A 17,622-nucleotide genomic window follows, 5' to 3' on the forward strand; every position below is an offset into this window, starting at 1 on the left:
ACCCATCCCCAAAACACCAACGCCGCCCAGCGGCGGCGTTGCTTGTGTGCGATTGAACCCGGACTCAACTTCCAACGGCCACGCGACGTGCCGAAAGGAAGGTCTGGGCCCAATAACCAGTAGACAGGCTGGAGACGGTGACGTCACGCCCGGTGCGGGGGGCGTGCAGGAACTTGCCGTCGCCGATGTAGATGCCGACGTGGTCGATGTGCCCGCGGCGGCCAAAGAACACGAGGTCACCCTCTGCCAGGGCATTGCGATCGGTCACCGGGGTGCCTTCACCGGCCATGGCCCGGGATACGCGGGGAAGGTTGATGCCGATGGTGCGAAAGACGTAGCCCACCAAGCCGCTGCAGTCGAAACCACTCTCCGGCGAGGTGCCACCCCAGCGATACGGGGTGCCGAGCAGGGTAAACGCGCGCTGCATGAGGGTCCGGACCAGCGATCGATCGGAGGGGGTCGTTGCCGCGGCAGCAAGAGGTGCTGGGGCCCGGGTGGCGCGTGCCTGGGTATCCAAGGCAGCTAGGGCCGTCGACGCCGGAGGCAAGACCAGCTCCGTGGCCAGGGAGGGGACCGCGGGTGCCGGCATGGGGGCAGGCTGCAATGGGGCCGATGGAAGCGCCAGTGCGGGGGGGATCGAAGGGGTGACGGTCGATGCCGGGGGGGCCACGCTCGCAGGCGCTGGATTGGCTGTGCTCAATGCAGGATCGTCGGGGCTGACGACTGGCAGGGTTGCCATTGCAGGACCCCAAGCAATGGCAAGCAACAGGGCCGCTGCTGTGCGGAAGGCGCCCTTGGAAGCAGGGCGAGCGGGATGGCTGTGTGGGAAGGTTGTTGGCTTCACGCGGTCATCACGATCAAAAATCAGGTCGCACTATGCCCGCCGTGGCGGGGTTAAAGGTTCATAAAGTGTTATTTGAATGAAGATGAATGGGCTAAATCGTTGATTTTCCCAGTTCATTTACATGAATAGAGGCCGGTTTGCCGGACGGATTGCGTTTCAATCCATTGGTCGGTGTGAATTGCCGATTGGTGTGAACGCTTCTTCCGGCTGGCGATCAGAGCAGCAGCCTGCGTGCGCCACTGTAGTGGTCGTGCCACCACGGATCATCCAATCGGTCCAGGCGAACGGTGCCGCCGGTGCTGGGCGCGTGGACGAATCGGCCTTCCCCGACGTAGATGCCGACATGGCTGACCTTGCCGCCCGTGCCGAAAAACACCAGATCGCCGCCGGCCAGTTGTTCGGGCTGGATGCGCGGGCCCTGCAGCCTGATCAACTCCGAGGTGGTGCGCGGCAGGCGCAGGTTGAGCATGTCGCGGTAAACGTAGTTCACCAGTCCGCTGCAGTCGAAGCCGCCTTCGGGGGTGTTGCCGCCCCAGTGATAGGGCGTGCCGACGAGGCTGATTGCGCGAATCAGGACGGCATTGGCCTTGGCTGGGTCTGCGGGGGCAACCACCGGCCATTCGTGGCGGGCGCTGTGGCCGGAGCGCGGCGTTTCGCGGACATTGTCGCCGCCACCGCAACCGGCGAGGGCCAGCAACATTGGCGCAAGCAGCGCGCAGCGTCGATAATGCGATCCCGGTCGCTGGTTGCAGTCGGCTGGTTTCATTCCGCGCAGTGTCGTCGCAATGCGGTACGCCGGCAAGCGCCCTTCCGAAGGCAGGAGTTCCATGAAGATCGAAAACGACCGGGTCGTGCGTTTCCACTACAGCGTTGCCGAGGCAGGCAAGGACACGCTGGAAAGCTCGAAGGAGGGCGGGCAGCCGATTGCAATCCTGTTCGGGCGCGGGCAGATCATCCCCGGCCTGGAAAAGGCGATGGAAGGCCGTGAGGTCGGAGACAGCTTCAAGGCTGCAGTCAACGCTGGTGAAGCCTATGGCGAGCGTCGCGAAGGACTGACCCAGCGTGTTCCCAAGAAGCATTTCGGTGGGCAGAAGCTGGTGCCCGGGATGCAGGTGGTGTTGCAAACCAACTTCGGCCCGCGCGCCGTGGTCATCGAGAAGGTCGGCATGAGCGTGGTCGATGTGGACCTGAACCATCCCATGGCCGGCAAGGATCTGGAGTTCGACATCGAGATCGTGGACGTGCGCGAGGCCAGCGAAGAAGAGCTGGCGCACGGCCATGTGCATGGTGAAGGTGGGCACCACCACTGATCGAGCGCGGCCGGACGATCAGCCGGCAGTTCTCCTGCCCATGGGTGCCGAGACGGCCCGCGTTGCGGGCCGTTTGCGTTGCTGGGCAAGAAGTCGGCGTGACATCCTGCACATACCTGTCCCACCGGGCGTAGCCTAGAGTCAAAACCGGGCGGGTAGAGGCCGGTTCACTAGGGGTGGGGGCATGACTGTCGGGTTCTCTCCAGTTGCCGGTCGCGACCGCATCCAGGCTTTGGACGTGATCCGCGGTTTCGCCCTCCTCGGCATCGCGTTGATGAATGTCGAATTCTTCAACCGGCCGCTGGCTGCGCTGGGCGAAGGCCTGCCGACGGGCCTGGAGGGGGCCGATGCGTGGGCCGCCCTGACGGTCCACCTGTTCGTTCGCGAGAAGTTCTTCACCATTTTCTCGATCCTGTTCGGCATGGGGTTCGCGCTGATGCTGGCGCGTGCACAGGCGGCAGGCCGTCACTTCACGACGCCCTACCTGCGCCGGACGGTGGCGTTGGCATTGTTCGGCCTGGTGCATGGAATGCTGATCTGGGCCGGCGACATCCTGCTCAGTTATGCCTCGGCTGCCGCGGTGTTGTTGGCGGTGTTGTTGGGGCGTGGCTGGATGATGTGGGTGAGCTTCGCGCTGCTGATTGCATTGGGGTTTGCCTTCAACTTGCCCGAAGACGCGGGGTTCACGGCATTCCTCCTGTTGATTGATGCACTGGTATTGACCTGGTACAGGCGCGGTGCGGTGGCCGATTCACTGGCTTTGCAAGGACGCAATCTGATGAAGGCTGGTCTGACCTTGTACCTGCTGCCGGCCGTGTTGTTGGCGTTGCTGGGGGGAATCCAATGGCGCGCGGAGGCGGCGAGGGCGGAAGCTCCAGCCGCCCGGATGTCCACGGAAGAAACGAGGGCGCGGGCGGAGGGCGAAAGACGGATAAAAGAAGCACTTCGCCAGCAGGCGCAACGGGCAGCGGAGGAGGCGTCGGTGATGACCCGGGGCAGCTACGCGGATGCCGTGGAATTCAGGGCGCCGCATTTCATCGCGGACTTTACCCGCGCCATCTTTTTTGTTCCGATGGCGATGGGATTGTTCATGATCGGGGCGTGGTTGTTGCGTTCAGGGGTGGTCAGTGAGCCCCTGCAGCACCTCGGGCTGCTGCGCGCATTGGCGTGGATCGCGTTGCCTGCAGGCATGCTGACGACCTTGGCGAGCGCAATGATCGCAACCGATCTCGGCTCCGGCCAGGCGCGTTGGACGACTGCTGGCGGCTTGCAACTGATCGGCAGCCTGCCGATGGCGCTGGGCTATGTCGCAGTGCTGTTGCTGGCATTGCAGCGGCAATCGTGGCGTCGCGGTTTGGGGTGGCTGGCGCCTGCGGGACGCATGGCGCTGACCAATTACATCGGCCAGTCAGTGCTCTGTTCGCTGTTCTTCTTTGGCTATGGCTTGGGCTTCTGGGGCATGCCGCGGGCGCAGCAGGTGCTGTTCGTGCTGGGAATGTTTGTGCTGCAGGTGTTGCTGAGCCGTTGGTGGCTGACGCGGTTTCGCTTCGGTCCACTGGAGTGGCTATGGCGTTGGGCCACCTATGGCGTGCGCCCGGCCATGCGCGTAGAGGTGTAGACCGTGCTTGCCGGACCCTGACCGTTGGGTGCGCCAGGGCCGAGAGGCTCCTGCTCGATCCGGTTGGGCCTGTGCGAGCGCGTGCCGATCCAGTTCCCATCGGACCGCGCGCGGATGAGGCGCGCAGAGCGAACATAATGACGCGCCTCATCAGACTAGGTCGGCCCACATGAATGCAGCCGCGCCCGCGTTGTCCGCTGATTGCCTGATCATTGGTGCCGGCGTGTCTGGACTGGCGACCGCGCTGGCGCTGCTGGAGAGCGGGCGCGGGGTGGCCGTCATCGACGCGGCAACGATCGGACGTGGGGCCTCGCACGGCAATTGCGGCACCCTGACCCCCAGCCATGCGCCGCCGCTGGCCGGGCCCGGCACGCTCTCGAAAGCCTTGCGCTGGATGTTGACCCCGGATGCGCCGCTGTACATCAAGCCCACGCTGTCGCCCAGTCGCCTGCGCTGGTTCCTGGGATTTGCCTTGCGCTGCAATGCCCGCGACTACGTGCGCAGTGCGCGGGCCAAACATGCGCTGCTGGCGGATTCGTGCCTGCGGATTCCACAGTGGGTTGCGCGCTACGCGCTGAACTGCGAGTTCGCGCAGACCGGCGAGGACTACGTGTTCCGTACCCGACGTGCGCTGGACCAGGAGCTGCGCGATGTGCCGCTGCTGCGCGCATTGGGGATCGACGTCGAGGTGATCGACGGTGCGGCCTACGAGGCCAGCGAACCGACGCTCAAAGGCGGGCTGGCCGGGGCAATGCGCTTCCGGGGCGATGCCGCGCTGCGCCCCGATCGCTATGTGGCCGAACTGGCCCGGGTCGTGCGCGAGCGCGGCGGACGGATCGTCGAACATTGTGCGCTGCAGGGGCTGGACGACGGGTCGGGTGGCGTGCTGGCGCACACGACGCAGGGGCCGATGACGGCACGCGATGTCGTGCTGGCCACCGGCGCCTGGTCGCCGCGGATCGCGGATGCGATCGGCCTGCGCTGTATGGGCAAGGCGATCCAACCGGGCAAGGGCTACTCGATCACCTACAGCCGACCCTCGCGGGTGCCGAAACGGCCGATCATCCTGGTTGAACCTTCCGTCTGCGTCACGTCATGGAGTGATGGGTATCGCCTGGGCAGCACGATGGAGTTTTCCGGTTTCGACGACCGCTTGAATCCGCGTCGACTGGCGGCGTTGGAGCGGGGCGCCGCCGAGTTTCTGCACGAGCCAATGGGACCGCAGGTGCAGGAACGCTGGTGCGGCTGGCGGCCGATGAGCCGCGATGACATCCCGCTGGTCGGGCCCGCGCCCGGTCGCAAACACATCTGGCTGGCGGTCGGGCACGGGATGATGGGCGTGGGCATGAGCGCCGGGACCGGGCAATTGCTCGCCGACCGCATCTGCGGTCGCGTGCCCGACGTCGATCCGGGCCCATTCGACCCGGCGCGGTTTGCCTGAGGCTCAGCGTTGCTCCAGCCTCACAAACCAACCAATACGGCCACGACGCCCAGCAAGGGAACATGGCAAAGCACGATCCAGAGTGGCCGTTCGCGGCGGAGCAAGCCGGCCACGGCAAGGACGAACGCGAAAAACAGGCAGAGCAGCAGGATCGCCCACACGAAGAAGAAATCACACAGGCCATCCCCGCACGGCCCGGAAAAATGTTCCGCCAACCGCAGCAGCGGCAGGATCAGGGCATTTGCCGCCACCGATAGCCAGAGCAGCCATGGGCGCTTTGCGGTGATTAGGTCTGTTTGGTCCATGGCAGCGTCCAATCGTTATGTCAGGGACCTCGCTTGCGCCGATTCATGTCCAGCAGAGGTCTGCTTCATTCACCAGACAGGAAAAATGACAGCACGCGCTGGCCCTTGTTGGGTCATCTTGTTCCCGGCCCGATGTGTCTGCTCAAGAAGGCCTCCATGCGCCGGAACAGTTCGGCGCGGTTCTCCGGTTTGTAGAAACCGTGGCCTTCGCCTGGAACGAAGAACACTTCGGCAGGGTTCCCGGCCGCTTTCAGCGCTGCAACCATGGCCTTGTACTGGTTGAGGTCGGCGGTCCGGTCATCGCCGCCGTGGGACAACATGACCGGGACACGGATGTCGGCCGCATGCAGGGCGGGTGAAACGCTTGCCAAGGCCGCCGTGTCGGTGCCCAAGGACCGGTCGAAGAATCGCTGGGTGCTTTTCGACTGTCCCATGTTCCGGTCGGTATTTCGCATCAACGGCAAGTCGTATACGCCGACGTAGCCGATGGCGCATTTGTACATGCCCGGATTGAGGATGGGCTGCTCCAGAGCGGTGTAGCCACCGAAGCTTGCCCCGAAGGTGCAGATCCGGTCAGGATCGGCCAGATGGTTGGCAATTGCCCAGCGCACGCCGTCGGTGATGTCGTTCTGGATGGTCGTTCCCCAACCTTTCCAGCCCGCCTCCACGAACCCCTCGCCACGCCCGGATGAGCCTCGGTAGTTGATCTGCAGTACCGCGTAGCCATGGCTTGCCAGGAACTGCACTTCGCCGTCGTAGCTCCAGCTGTCGCTGACGCCGAAGGGACCGCCATGGGCCATCACGACCATCGAATGTGGACCGGTTCCCCTTGCAGTGTAGAACCCGAAGACCTTCTGGCCATCGCGGGTGGTGTATTCGATCGGCCGCGTCTGGACCAACGTGTCCGGGTTCAGCCAAGGACGGTAATCAACGATTTTCCGAACCTTGCGGGCAGTGCGATCGTAGAGGTAATAGCTGCCCGAATTGCGGTCCGACCACACGCTGAACAGGACTTTGTTGCCGTCGCGGCTGAAGCTGTCGAAGCTCACCATCTCCCCGGGGAACAGCTTCAACAACGAGGCGTGCAACTGGGCCCATTCCGACTGTGGGTTGATGTATTCGATGCTGGGCTTGGAAGCGCTGTAGCTGACGGCGAAGGGCTGGCCATCGAAGCCGCCGGGCATCCATCCGCTGACCGCCTCATCGGGATTGCCGGCCAGCTTGGTGCGGGTCCCTGCCTGCAGGTCGATGCGGTAGGCCTGCGCCGGTTCCTTGGCATCGGCCACCAGTGCGTAGAGGGTGTTGTTGTCCCTGTCGAAATGCACGCCGTAAATCAGGCGGCCGGCGATCGATTTCGGCAACGGCGCCCAGGCGTCACCCTTGTTGCGCCGATAGGACTGGATGGGTTCGTCGCTATCGTCCCATGTGGTGCGCAGCCGGGCCTCACCCGTCCGGTCAAAGTAGAACGCAGCCCTGCCACGGGTGCGCTCGACTTCCCTGCGCTCGCCGGTGCGGGTGTCGACCCGGAAGATGACCGTATCCGGTTCCTCGCCGCAGTCCCAGCAGTAGAAATTCACCAGCGCCATGCCGGGTTCGTCGTAGAGGACGTCCTCGACACTTGCCCAGCCGTGGTCATTGCGCTTGCCGCGCTTGCCGTTGCGCTCCGGCACGTAACCGAAGAGAACGTCCTGATTCTGGCCCTTGACGTCGGACGTGTAGAGCTCGCCGCGTGTCCTTGGTCGGGCCAACAGGGGTTCGAGGGCCGCACGCGCGACCACCACCTGCTCGTCTGCGGTCCAGGTGATGTTCGAAACGTGTTGCTGCGAGCCGAAGCGAAGGATCTGTGATTTGCCGGTGGCAAGGTCAAGGATCTCGAGCCTGGTTTCCATGCCATCAGGCGTGGGCACCGCCATCGCGATGTATTGGCCGGACGGCGAGAGTGAGAGTTCCCAGGCACCGGGTCGCCTTGCAAAATCTTCTGCACTGGGCGCCTGGGCCGTTGCCGAGGTGGCTGCCAGCAGAATGGGCAGGGCAAGGAGCCGCAGGAGAATGCGCTTGAATCCCATCTGTAACGTGTCCCTCGCTTGGATGCGATGCAGCTCCCCGCTGCTTCCATCGCCCTCTCTGGTGATGGTCTCGGAAGATTATCATGCAGTGGGATGCCGCTTCAATCTGCAATAGGGAAGGACTCATGCCTTGAAATTCCCAAGCTTGATTGCAGAGAATCCGATACAGGCCCGGACTCGACTCCCACGAATCAATCACCTGCATGATTGATTCGCGGACAGCCAGTCATGGCTGGCGGGAACCACTGAGTTGATCGTTTCTTACGCTTCCAGCGTCGCCAGATCACCCTTCAACTCCAGCCAACTCCTGCGATCCGGGGCGCGCTTCTTTGCCAGCAGCATGTCCATCAGGCCGGAGGTGGCGTCGGCGTCGTCGACGGTGAGCTGGACCAGGCGGCGGGTGTCGACGTGCATGGTCGATTCACGCAGCTGCGACGGGTTCATTTCGCCCAGGCCCTTGAAGCGGGTGACATTGACCTGGCCCTTGAGCTTGTCGCGCTGGATCTTCTCCAGCAGCAGGCGCTTCTCGTCTTCGTCCAGTGCGTAGAACACTTGCTTGCCGACGTCGATGCGGAACAGCGGCGGCATCGCCACGAACACATGGCCGCCGCGCACCAGTTCCGGGAAGTGGCGCAGGAACAGGGCCGAGAGCAGGGTGGCGATGTGCAGGCCGTCGGAATCGGCGTCGGCCAGCACAATGACCTTGCCGTAGCGCAGGCCGCTGATGTCGTCCTTGCCCGGGTCGCAGCCGATGGCGACCGCAAGATCGTGCACTTCCTGCGAGGCCAGCACCTGCCCCGAGGCGACTTCCCAAGTGTTCAGGATCTTGCCACGCAACGGCAGGATGGCCTGGAAGTCCTTGTCGCGGGCCTGCCGTGCGCTGCCGCCGGCGGAGTCGCCCTCGACCAGGAACAGCTCGGTGCGTGAAAGATCCTGCGAGATGCAGTCGGCAAGTTTTCCCGGCAACGCTGGGCCTTGCGTGATCTTCTTGCGCACCACCTGCTTTTCGGTCTTCAGGCGCGCAGCGGCGCGCTCGATGGCGAGCTGCGCGATGCGCTCGCCGAGTGCGGTATTGGCATTCAGCCACAGGCTGAAGGCGTCGTGGGCCGCGCCTTCAACAAAGCCCGCCGCCTGCCGCGAGGACAGGCGTTCCTTGGTCTGCCCGGAAAACTGCGGGTCGATCATCTTCAACGACAGCACGAAGGCGATCCGGTCCCAGACGTCCTCGGGGGCGAGCTTGACGCCGCGCGGCAGCAGGTTGCGGAAGTCGCAGAACTCCCGCAGCGCATCGGTGAAACCGGTGCGCAGGCCGTTGACGTGGGTGCCGTGTTGGGCGGTGGGGATCAGGTTGACGTAGCTCTCCTGCACCAGTTCGCCTTCGGGCACCCATGCCGCCGCCCAATCGACGATCTGGCCGTCGCGCTGCTGGTTGCCGATGAAGCCCTCCTGCGGCAGCAATTCACGCCCGTCCAGTTCGCCCTTCAGGTAGTCGCGCAGGCCGTCTTCGTAATACCAGTGACACCGTTCACTCGTGGCTTCGTCGAACAGGCTCACGGTCAGCCCGGGGCAGAGCACGGCCTTGGCGCGCAGCAGGTGCTTGAGTGCGCGCAGGTTGAACTTCGGGGTATCGAAATACCGCGCGTCGGGCCAGAAGCGCAGGCGGGTGCCGGTGTTCTTCTTGCCGACGCTGCCCACCACCGCCAGCTTCGTTGCACGATCGCCGTCGGCGAAGGCCATGTGATACTCGTTGCCGTCGCGCTTGATGTAGACGTCCACGCGCGTCGACAGCGCATTGACCACGCTCACGCCCACGCCGTGCAGACCACCGCTGAAGGCGTAGTGCTTGTTGTTGAACTTGCCGCCGGCGTGCAGGCGAGTGAGGATCAGTTCGACGCCGGGGATCCTCTCCTCCGGGTGGATGTCCACAGGCATGCCGCGGCCGTCGTCGGCGACCTCGCAACTGCCGTCGGCGTGCAGGGTGATGTCTATGTTGCGTGCGTGCCCGGCCAGGGCCTCGTCCACCGCGTTGTCGACCACTTCCTGCGCCAGGTGGTTGGGGCGGCTGGTGTCGGTGTACATGCCGGGGCGGCGCTTGACCGGGTCCAGGCCGGTCAGGACTTCGATATCGGCGGCGTTGTAGCGTGTATTCATTCCGTGCGTGGTTTGCATGAGGCGCAGGTCGGCCGTTGCCGTTAGAATACGGCTTTCCAGCGCCGTGCCGCCCGCATGAACACCGTGCCCGACTCCCCAACACCCCTCCTGTTCGTCACCGGAGGCGTGGTGTCCTCGCTCGGCAAGGGGATCTCCGCCGCGTCGCTGGCGGCCATCCTCGAAGCGCGTGGCCTGTCGGTCACGATGATGAAGCTGGACCCGTACCTGAACGTGGATCCGGGCACGATGAGCCCGTTCCAGCACGGCGAGGTCTATGTCACCGACGATGGCGCCGAAACCGACCTCGACCTCGGCCATTACGAGCGCTTCGTCAACACCCGCCTGTCGGGGCTGAACTCGATCACCACCGGCAAGATCTACGAGGCGGTGATCCGCAAGGAACGCCGCGGCGACTATCTGGGCGGCACGGTGCAAGTAATCCCGCACGTCACCGACCAGATCAAATCCTGCATCGACGCGGCAACCCGTGGCCACGATGTCGGCATCGTCGAGATCGGCGGCACCGTCGGCGACATCGAGTCGCTGCCCTTCCTCGAGGCGATCCGCCAATTGCGGATCGAGCGCGGGCCGGGCAAGGCGATGTTCATGCACCTGACCTTGGTGCCGTTCATCGGTGCGGCCGGCGAGCTGAAGACCAAGCCCACCCAGCACTCGGTCAAGGAATTGCGCGGGATCGGCATCCAGCCCGACGTGCTGATGTGCCGCAGCGAGCATCCCTTGCCGGACAGCGAGCGTCGCAAGATCGCCCTGTTCACCAATGTGCCGGAGAAGGCGGTCATCTCGGCGATTGATCTGGACAACATCCACAAGATCCCGCGCTGGCTGCATGCGCAAGGGCTCGATCAGTTGGTCGTGGAGCAGCTCGGGCTGGGCGGCAAGGCGCACGCGGCGGACCTGTCCGAATGGGACGCGGTGGTCGATGCCGCTGAACATCCGCAGGACGAAGTCACCATCGCGGTGGTCGGCAAGTACGTCGACCACAAGGACGCCTACAAGTCGGTGGGCGAGGCGCTCAAGCACGGCGGCCTGCGCCAGCGCACACGGGTCAACCTGACGTGGCTGGAGGCCGAGGACGTCGAACGCGACGGTGCGGCCAAGGTGCTGACCGGGGTCGATGGGGTGCTGGTGCCGGGCGGTTTCGGTGACCGCGGCTTCGATGGCAAGGTGCTGACCTCGCAGCACGCGCGCGAAACGCGGTTGCCGTATTTCGGCATCTGCTACGGCATGCAGGCGGCGGTGGTCGATGTGGCCCGCCACGTCGCCGGGCTCGACGATGCCAACAGCACCGAGAATGATCGAGCTGCCGCGCATCCGGTGATCGGCCTGATCACCGAATGGCGCACCCAGAGCGGCGATGTCGAACAGCGCAGCGAGGAATCCGACCTCGGCGGCACCATGCGGCTGGGCCTGCAGGAGCAGCGGGTCAAGCCGGGCACGTTGGCGCACCGGCTGTACGGCAAGGACGTGGTCAGCGAGCGCCATCGCCACCGCTACGAATTCAACAACCGCTACCGGGTGCAGTTGGAAGCCGCGGGGCTGGTGATTTCGGCCAAGTCGATGGACGATTTGCTGGTGGAGATGATCGAGTTGCCGCAGGCCGCGCATCCGTGGTTCCTGGCCTGTCAGGCACACCCGGAATTCCTGTCGACGCCGCGCCACGGCCATCCGTTGTTCGTCGGCTTCATCCGCGCCGCGCGTGAACACAAGGCAGGCGGCAAGCTGTTGAACGAGGTTGCGGCATGAACCTGTGCGGCTTTGACGTCGGCTTGGACCAGCCGTTTTTCCTGATCGCCGGCCCCTGTGTGGTCGAATCCGAGCAGTTGCAGGTCGATACCGCCGGCACGCTCAAGGAGATCACCGGCAAGCTCGGGATCCATTTCATCTTCAAGTCCAGTTTCGACAAGGCCAATCGCACTTCGGTCCACAGCTTCCGCGGCCCCGGCCTGGAAGAAGGCCTGCGGGTCTTGTCCGAAGTGAAGCGCCAGCTCGGCGTACCGCTGCTCACCGATGTCCACGAATACACGCCGATGGACGAGGTGGCGAGCGTGGTCGACGTGCTGCAGACGCCGGCCTTCCTCGTTCGCCAGACCGATTTCATCACCAAGGTCTGCGCCACCGGCAAGCCGGTCAACATCAAGAAGGGCCAATTCCTGTCGCCTTGGGACATGAAACCGGTGGTGGAGAAAGCCAAGTCCACCGGCAACCCCAACATCATGGTCTGCGAGCGCGGCGCCAGTTTCGGCTACAACAACCTGGTCTCCGACATGCGCAGCCTCGCGGTGATGCGCGACACCGGCTGCCCGGTGGTGTTCGATGCCACCCATTCGGTGCAATTGCCGGGCGGGCAGGGCAACAGCTCCGGCGGCCAGCGCGAATTCGTGCCGGTGCTGGCGCGTGCGGCGGTGGCCGTGGGCGTGGCGGGCGTGTTCATGGAAACCCATCCCGATCCGAGCAAGGCGCTGTCCGACGGTCCCAATGCCTGGCCGCTGGGCAAGATGGAAGCCTTGCTGGAAACCCTGCTCGAACTCGATGCAGTCACCAAGCGCCAACTTGCGCGGGGTGAACTGGGTTGAATCCGGCATCGCCAGCCGAATCGGCACTGAAGCATGCCGGATTCGGTATCGCGTCGTTGCTGCTGGGTGTGGTGAACCTGTTGGGCGCCGCGCTGTGCGTGCTGCTCTTCGTTGTCATCATCGGGGCGTTTTTTTACCCGCTGGTCATCATTTCCGCCGTGCTCGGCGCGTTGTTGGGGCTCATCGGCCTGCTCTGGCCTCGGCAACCCCGGCGTCGGGGGCTCGCTATCGCTGGCGTGGTCTTGAACGTACTCGCGCTGGTGCCCTTTTACTTCATCATGTCCACTCACTTACTCGACACCCCATGACCACGATCACCTCCATCCACGCCCGCGAAATCCTCGACAGCCGCGGCAATCCCACCCTCGAAGCCGAAGTGGCACTCACCGACGGTAGCGTCGGCCGCGCCGCGGTGCCCTCCGGTGCGTCCACCGGCAGCAAGGAGGCAGTGGAACTGCGTGATGGCGACAAGACCCGCTATCTCGGCAAGGGCGTGACCAAGGCCGTGGCCAACGTCAATGGCGTCATCGCCGACAGCCTGCGCGGCCTCGACGCCGCCGATCAGGCTGCGCTCGACGCGCGCATGATCGATCTCGACGGTACCGAAAACAAAGGCCGGCTGGGTGCCAATGCCCTGCTCGGCGTGTCGCTCGCCGCCGCCCACGCGGTCGCGGCCTCGCGCAAGCAGGCGCTGTGGCAATACCTGGCCGGCATGACCGGGGTGGCCCCGGCGCTGCCGGTGCCGATGATGAACATCATCAATGGCGGCGCGCACGCCGACAACAATGTCGACCTGCAGGAATTCATGGTGCTGCCGGTGGGCTTCGATGCGTTTTCCGAGGCGCTGCGCAGCGGCACCGAGATCTTCCACGCACTGAAGTCGGTGCTGAAGGCGCGTGGCCTGTCCACCGCGGTCGGTGATGAAGGCGGCTTCGCGCCCGACCTGCGCAGCAATGAAGAGGCACTGGAAACCATCCTCGAAGCGATCGGCAAGGCCGGTTACAAGGCAGGCGAGGATGTGCTGCTGGGCCTCGACGTGGCTTCCAGCGAGTTCTTCGAGAACGGCAAGTACAACCTCACCGGCGAAGGCAAGCGGCTGACGTCCGAGCAGTTCGTCGACTTCCTCGCCAACTGGTGCGCGCAGTACCCGATCGTCACCATTGAAGACGGCATGGCCGAAAACGACTGGGACGGCTGGAAGCAGCTGACCGACCGCCTTGGCGGCAAGGTGCAACTGGTGGGTGACGACCTGTTCGTGACCAATCCGCGCATCTTCAAGGACGGCATCAGCCGTGGCGTGGCCAACGCGATCCTGATCAAGGTCAACCAGATCGGCACCCTCAGCGAAACGCTGGAGGCCATCTCGATGGCGAACGCAGCAAAGTACGCCGCGATCGTCTCGCACCGTTCCGGCGAAACCGAAGACACCACGATTGCCGATATTGCGGTGGCCACCACCGCGACCCAGATCAAGACCGGCTCGTTGTGCCGCAGCGATCGCGTCGCCAAGTACAACCAGTTGCTGCGGATCGAGCAGCAGTTGGGCAGTACCGCGCGTTACGCCGGCCGCGCTGCCTTCGTCTCGCTGGCGCGCTGACACGACGGGCACGCATGAAGGCCGTTGCCGTACTGGTCCTGTTGCTGTTGCTGCTGCTTGCGGGGCTGCAGTACAAGCTGTGGCACGGCAGCGGCGGGCAGGATGAGGTCGCGGCGCTGCGTGCGCAGGTGGTGGGTCAGCGTGCCGAGAATGCCAGGCTGAAAGCGCGAAACGACGCACTCGCTGCCGAAGTGGTTGACCTGAAGTCGGGCGGTGCGGCGGTTGAAGAGCGGGCGCGCAGCGAGTTGGGTTTGGTCAAGCCGGGAGAGACCTTTTACCGGGTGATCGACGACAACGCCGCTCCAGGCACCGATGCCGCACCACCGCCCACCAGGGAGCAGCCGGCGCCATGAGTTGGGCGCTGGTGCCGGCGGCGGGCAGCGGTCGTCGGTTCGGCGGCGCGACGCCCAAGCAGTATCTTCAGTTGCAGGGGCGGACCTTGCTCGAATTCGCGCTGCATGCGCTGTTGACGCATCCGGACGTGGACGGTGCGGTGGTGGCGCTGGCCGAAAACGATGCAACGTGGCCGGGGTGGTCCACGCTGTGCGGAAAGCCGGTGGTTGCCTGCCAAGGCGGTGCCGAGCGCGCGGATTCCGTGCTGGCTGCTTTGCATGCACTGCCCGGCACGGTGCCAGCGGATGCCATCGTCCTCGTGCACGACGCAGCGCGGCCGAACCTGCGCGGGGAGGACATCGCTCGTCTGCTCGAAGCTGCACATGCGTGTCCTGATGGGGCGATCCTTGCCGCGCCGGTGCGAGATACGATCAAGCGGGAGGCTGCTGGCCGGATTGCCCGGACCGAGCCGCGTGCCGAACTGTGGCGTGCACTGACGCCACAGGCGTTCCGACGCGACTTGCTGTTGCGCGCGTTGCAAGCTGCGCAGGCAGACGGGATCGTCGTCACCGACGAGGCGATGGCGGTCGAGCGCTTGGGCCTGCACCCCCGGCTTGTCGAGGGCCGCGAGGATAACCTCAAGGTCACCACGCCTGCGGATCTGGCGTTGGCGGAGTTCCTGCTGTCGCATTGACCCTGGACTCTGGCCAGGTCGCAGCCATGGCTGGCGGCAGGGATCAATAGACGTCGCGCCGGTACCGGCCTTCGTGTATCAGTGCATTCACTGCGGTCGTTCCCAGGAGATCGACCAGCAGGGCATCCACCGCAGGTGCCATGCCCTGGGCACTGCCACAGACGTACAGGGATGCGCCTGCATCCAGCCATTGCCGCAAACGCGGGGCATGGGTGGATAGGGCGTCCTGGACGTAGCGCAGGGTGCCGCCATCCCGCGAGAACGTGCGATCCAGATGTTCCAACCCACCCGTTTGCAGCCAGCGTTCCAGTTCGTCTCCGAAGAAATCGTCATGGGCAGCGCTGCGCTCGCCGAACAACAGCCAGTTGCGGTGCGCACCCGCGGCAATGCGGGCTTTCAGGTGGGCGCGCAGGCCGGCGATGCCGGTGCCGTTGCCGACCAGGATCATCGGGCGGGAAGGGTCGGGGGCGTGGAAGCCAGGATTGCTGCGGATACGCACATCGAGTTGGGTGCCCAGCACGGCACGACCACACAGCCAGCTGCTGCAGATGCCGTGCGTGCCGTCGGCATTGCACATCAGCCGCACCAGCAACTCCAGTTTGCCATCGCTTGGGAGCGAAGCGATGGAATAGTCACGGTGCGGGAGGGGACGCAGGGCAGTTGCCAGCGTGTCGGCTCCACTTCCGCGGACTGTGTCGACGGGCGGCAGGTGTGATCGTGCTAGCGCGTCAGACAGTGGCATTGACTGGCCGTGGATCGAGACCGGTTCCGTCCCTGACAATCCGGTGGCTGCAAGGAATGCGCTGACTGCCTCCTCGGGATTGCGCGGCACGACTTCGACGATATCGCCAGCCTGCCAGGTCAGTACGGCGGCGTGGGAAGGCACCAGTTCCAAGTGGAAGGCGGGCCAGCCGGGGCTGTCGGGATTGAGCAGTTGGCGTTGCGTCAGGATCCAGCGATCGAACTGCGGAATGATCGAAATTTCGCAATCGTCGGTCTGGCAGATGATCGATCCCAGTCGTTGTTGCCAAAGCTGCAGTGCGTCGTGGTTGGCATTGTCGACATCCACCCGATCAAACAGCGGTCGTGCCGCATTCCCGCGCAGCCAAGCGTCGAGACGCTGCCCGAAGGCGCAAAACTGTGCGTAGTTACGGTCACCCAGCGCCAAGATGGCGTAACGGCAATCACGCAGGTCGAAGGTGGCAGCCATCGTCGTGTGGGAGAACGCAAGCGCGCCATCCGGTGGGTCACCCTCTCCGGTGGTGCTGGCGATGAACACGCAGTTCCGTCCATGCAGGCCATCGGCATCGAGTGAGGCGATGTCGTGCAGCGCCGCGGTGTGGCCACTGCGTTGCAAAATGTCCAGTGTGCGTTGAGCCAATTCGTACCCGAATCCGGTTTGGCTGGCGTGGATGACCAGCCAATCGGCAATGGATGGGTCCGCGGCTGCCCTGTGCCTGCGCCCGTCTGCAAGCATCAGGCCGCACTGGCCCAACCACAGTGCCGTGGCAAGGGCGGCCATCCAGCGTGGCTGCAACAGGGGCGTGGGCGCGAACGCGCCAGCGCCGTGCAGGAATAGCGACCAGCCGGCCAGTGCCATGAGTGCCAGCAGCACCAAGGCGTTGCCGAGGGTGGATCGGCTGATCTTCAGGCCGCGCTGGTTCATGCGGCGAGGTGGATGCGGAACGGGTCGCTCATGCACTCTTCCAGGGCGTTGCCTTCACGCCACAGGAAGCGCGCTGCCAATCCCAACCGTTGCGCCAGCGTGTGGCCAGCCTCGACGCCCAGTACGCTCAAGGCGGTGGCCCAGGCGTCGGCGTGCATGGCGTCACCCGCAACGACGGTGACGGCAACCGGTGCGTGCATGACCGGTTCGCCGCTGCGTGGATCAATGGTGTGGGTGCAGCGGCGACCGCCTCGAGTGTGGTGATGCCAACGGTCACCGGACGAGGCGACCGCGATTCCATCCAGTGCCAGGACACGGGGTTCCAGGGCATGGTCTTCTTCTTCCGGGCCGGCTTCGACGAGGACGTGCCATGCAGTTCCATCCGCTTTGCGCCCATAACCGACAAGCTCGCCGCCGACTTCCACCAGCGCACCAGGGATGCCTGCTGAACACAGGTGCGTCGCCACTCGGTCGGCAGCGAATCCCTTGGCGATGGCGGAGAGATCCAGTTGCAGCCCGCCGGGTTGGAGCAGGCGGTAGTTGGCGTCGAACGCGAGGCGCTGCCAGCCGGTGCGCTCGCGCGCGTGATCCAGGGCTGCCGCATCGGGCGCTTCCCTGTGCGCATGTGGGCCAAATCCCCATGCTGCGACCAGTGTGCCGATGGTGGGATCGAACGCGCCGTCGCTGGCAGCGGCGATTTCCAGTGCGCAAGTCAGGACCTGCGAAAATTCCAAGGGGATCTGTTGCCAATGGCCTGCTTCGGAACGGTTGAATCGGCTGATATCGGAATTGGGTTCCCAGGTGCTCATTTGGGCCACGACCAGGGCCAATTGCGCTTCGATGCCCACGTGGAGGACGCGCAGGTCTGCATCGCGTGCGGCATCCAGCCGTACGCTCCAAGTGGTTCCCATGGATTCTCCGCCCAGGGTATGCGTCACCACGATGGATCGTGCCTCCTGTCCTGCGTTGCCGCCGCCGGACTCGTTCGACTCCCGCCCGTAAC

The 17,622-nt window shown here is 64.7% G+C and carries 15 protein-coding genes and 1 pseudogene; 9 read left to right on the top strand and 7 right to left on the bottom strand.

Features of this window, described 5'->3' with window-relative positions; all coding sequences use genetic code 11:
- Positions 1-64: 64 nt before the first annotated feature.
- Positions 65-439, bottom strand: a pseudogene (locus tag IT472_RS01010) (C40 family peptidase); the annotation flags it as partial.
- 619 nt (positions 440-1,058) lie between these two features.
- The gene (locus IT472_RS01015) at positions 1,059-1,610 is read right to left on the bottom strand and encodes a C40 family peptidase (protein WP_297177044.1); all 552 of its coding nucleotides are present in this window, start codon (positions 1,608-1,610) and stop codon (positions 1,059-1,061) included.
- 61 nt (positions 1,611-1,671) lie between these two features.
- Here IT472_RS01015 and IT472_RS01020 point away from each other — a divergent pair, with 61 nt between their 5' ends.
- From IT472_RS01020 to IT472_RS01030, 3 genes are all read left to right on the top strand, one after another.
- A complete protein-coding gene (locus IT472_RS01020) occupies positions 1,672-2,154 on the top strand; it encodes a peptidylprolyl isomerase (RefSeq protein WP_297177047.1) in 483 nt (160 codons plus the stop codon).
- 184 nt (positions 2,155-2,338) lie between these two features.
- Positions 2,339-3,772, top strand: a complete 1,434-nt coding sequence (locus IT472_RS01025) for a DUF418 domain-containing protein (RefSeq protein ID WP_297177050.1) — start codon at positions 2,339-2,341, stop codon at positions 3,770-3,772.
- 169 nt (positions 3,773-3,941) lie between these two features.
- Complete coding sequence (locus tag IT472_RS01030; RefSeq protein ID WP_297177053.1) at positions 3,942-5,213, top strand: FAD-dependent oxidoreductase; 1,272 nt, start codon at positions 3,942-3,944, stop codon at positions 5,211-5,213.
- 20 nt (positions 5,214-5,233) lie between these two features.
- Here IT472_RS01030 and IT472_RS01035 read toward each other — a convergent pair whose 3' ends face one another.
- The 3 genes from IT472_RS01035 to parE all read right to left on the bottom strand — a co-directional run bounded on the left by IT472_RS01035 (position 5,234) and on the right by parE (position 9,735).
- The gene (locus tag IT472_RS01035) at positions 5,234-5,518 is read right to left on the bottom strand and encodes a hypothetical protein (protein ID WP_297177056.1); all 285 of its coding nucleotides are present in this window, start codon (positions 5,516-5,518) and stop codon (positions 5,234-5,236) included.
- 113 nt (positions 5,519-5,631) lie between these two features.
- Positions 5,632-7,584, bottom strand: coding sequence for an alpha/beta fold hydrolase (locus IT472_RS01040; RefSeq protein WP_297177059.1), 1,953 nt, complete (start codon positions 7,582-7,584; stop codon positions 5,632-5,634).
- Positions 7,585-7,845: 261 nt separating this feature from the next.
- The gene (gene parE, locus IT472_RS01045) at positions 7,846-9,735 is read right to left on the bottom strand and encodes a DNA topoisomerase IV subunit B (protein WP_297177061.1); all 1,890 of its coding nucleotides are present in this window, start codon (positions 9,733-9,735) and stop codon (positions 7,846-7,848) included.
- A 75-nt stretch (positions 9,736-9,810) separates the two neighbouring features.
- Here parE and IT472_RS01050 point away from each other — a divergent pair, with 75 nt between their 5' ends.
- From IT472_RS01050 to ispD, 6 genes are read left to right on the top strand one after another with little or no spacing between them, the layout of a single operon-like run.
- On the top strand, positions 9,811-11,499 hold the full coding sequence (locus tag IT472_RS01050) for a CTP synthase (protein WP_297177064.1): 1,689 nt from the start codon (positions 9,811-9,813) through the stop codon (positions 11,497-11,499).
- A complete protein-coding gene (gene kdsA / locus IT472_RS01055; RefSeq protein WP_297177067.1) occupies positions 11,496-12,329 on the top strand; it encodes a 3-deoxy-8-phosphooctulonate synthase in 834 nt (277 codons plus the stop codon). Before IT472_RS01050 ends, kdsA begins: the two co-directional genes overlap by 4 nt.
- Positions 12,326-12,637 (top strand): hypothetical protein, encoded by a 312-nt coding sequence (locus tag IT472_RS01060; protein ID WP_297177070.1) that lies wholly within the window; start codon positions 12,326-12,328, stop codon positions 12,635-12,637. Before kdsA ends, IT472_RS01060 begins: the two co-directional genes overlap by 4 nt.
- The gene (gene eno, locus IT472_RS01065; RefSeq protein ID WP_297177073.1) at positions 12,634-13,926 is read left to right on the top strand and encodes a phosphopyruvate hydratase; all 1,293 of its coding nucleotides are present in this window, start codon (positions 12,634-12,636) and stop codon (positions 13,924-13,926) included. Before IT472_RS01060 ends, eno begins: the two co-directional genes overlap by 4 nt.
- A gap of 14 nt (positions 13,927-13,940) precedes the next feature.
- Positions 13,941-14,279: a cell division protein FtsB gene (gene ftsB / locus IT472_RS01070; RefSeq protein WP_297177077.1), complete on the top strand. Its 339-nt coding sequence runs from the start codon at positions 13,941-13,943 to the stop codon at positions 14,277-14,279.
- On the top strand, positions 14,276-14,953 hold the full coding sequence (ispD, locus tag IT472_RS01075) for a 2-C-methyl-D-erythritol 4-phosphate cytidylyltransferase (RefSeq protein WP_297177081.1): 678 nt from the start codon (positions 14,276-14,278) through the stop codon (positions 14,951-14,953). Before ftsB ends, ispD begins: the two co-directional genes overlap by 4 nt.
- A gap of 43 nt (positions 14,954-14,996) precedes the next feature.
- Here the strand turns inward: ispD and IT472_RS01080 are convergent, their stop codons facing one another.
- Together IT472_RS01080 and IT472_RS01085 are read right to left on the bottom strand one after the other, a co-directional pair.
- Positions 14,997-16,619 (bottom strand): sulfite reductase flavoprotein subunit alpha, encoded by a 1,623-nt coding sequence (locus IT472_RS01080; protein ID WP_297177084.1) that lies wholly within the window; start codon positions 16,617-16,619, stop codon positions 14,997-14,999.
- A complete protein-coding gene (locus IT472_RS01085) occupies positions 16,616-17,530 on the bottom strand; it encodes an FAD:protein FMN transferase (RefSeq protein WP_297177087.1) in 915 nt (304 codons plus the stop codon). Before IT472_RS01085 ends, IT472_RS01080 begins: the two co-directional genes overlap by 4 nt.
- Positions 17,531-17,622 lie beyond the last annotated feature (92 nt).

Source organism: Thermomonas sp. (genome assembly GCF_020850895.1).
In the GTDB taxonomy this organism is placed as follows: domain Bacteria; phylum Pseudomonadota; class Gammaproteobacteria; order Xanthomonadales; family Xanthomonadaceae; genus Thermomonas.

What these genes read in the sequence shown, in the direction of transcription:
- IT472_RS01015 (WP_297177044.1), bottom strand. Translation starts at nt 1,610, where the DNA reads ATGAAACCAGCCGACTGCAACCAGCGACCGGGATCGCATTATCGACGC.
- IT472_RS01020 (WP_297177047.1), top strand. Translation starts at nt 1,672, where the DNA reads ATGAAGATCGAAAACGACCGGGTCGTGCGTTTCCACTACAGCGTTGCC.
- IT472_RS01025 (WP_297177050.1), top strand. Translation starts at nt 2,339, where the DNA reads ATGACTGTCGGGTTCTCTCCAGTTGCCGGTCGCGACCGCATCCAGGCT.
- IT472_RS01030 (WP_297177053.1), top strand. Translation starts at nt 3,942, where the DNA reads ATGAATGCAGCCGCGCCCGCGTTGTCCGCTGATTGCCTGATCATTGGT.
- IT472_RS01035 (WP_297177056.1), bottom strand. Translation starts at nt 5,518, where the DNA reads ATGGACCAAACAGACCTAATCACCGCAAAGCGCCCATGGCTGCTCTGG.
- IT472_RS01040 (WP_297177059.1), bottom strand. Translation starts at nt 7,584, where the DNA reads ATGGGATTCAAGCGCATTCTCCTGCGGCTCCTTGCCCTGCCCATTCTG.
- parE (WP_297177061.1), bottom strand. Translation starts at nt 9,735, where the DNA reads ATGAATACACGCTACAACGCCGCCGATATCGAAGTCCTGACCGGCCTG.
- IT472_RS01050 (WP_297177064.1), top strand. Translation starts at nt 9,811, where the DNA reads ATGAACACCGTGCCCGACTCCCCAACACCCCTCCTGTTCGTCACCGGA.
- kdsA (WP_297177067.1), top strand. Translation starts at nt 11,496, where the DNA reads ATGAACCTGTGCGGCTTTGACGTCGGCTTGGACCAGCCGTTTTTCCTG.
- eno (WP_297177073.1), top strand. Translation starts at nt 12,634, where the DNA reads ATGACCACGATCACCTCCATCCACGCCCGCGAAATCCTCGACAGCCGC.
- ftsB (WP_297177077.1), top strand. Translation starts at nt 13,941, where the DNA reads ATGAAGGCCGTTGCCGTACTGGTCCTGTTGCTGTTGCTGCTGCTTGCG.
- ispD (WP_297177081.1), top strand. Translation starts at nt 14,276, where the DNA reads ATGAGTTGGGCGCTGGTGCCGGCGGCGGGCAGCGGTCGTCGGTTCGGC.
- IT472_RS01080 (WP_297177084.1), bottom strand. Translation starts at nt 16,619, where the DNA reads ATGAACCAGCGCGGCCTGAAGATCAGCCGATCCACCCTCGGCAACGCC.
- IT472_RS01085 (WP_297177087.1), bottom strand. Translation starts at nt 17,530, where the DNA reads ATGGGAACCACTTGGAGCGTACGGCTGGATGCCGCACGCGATGCAGAC.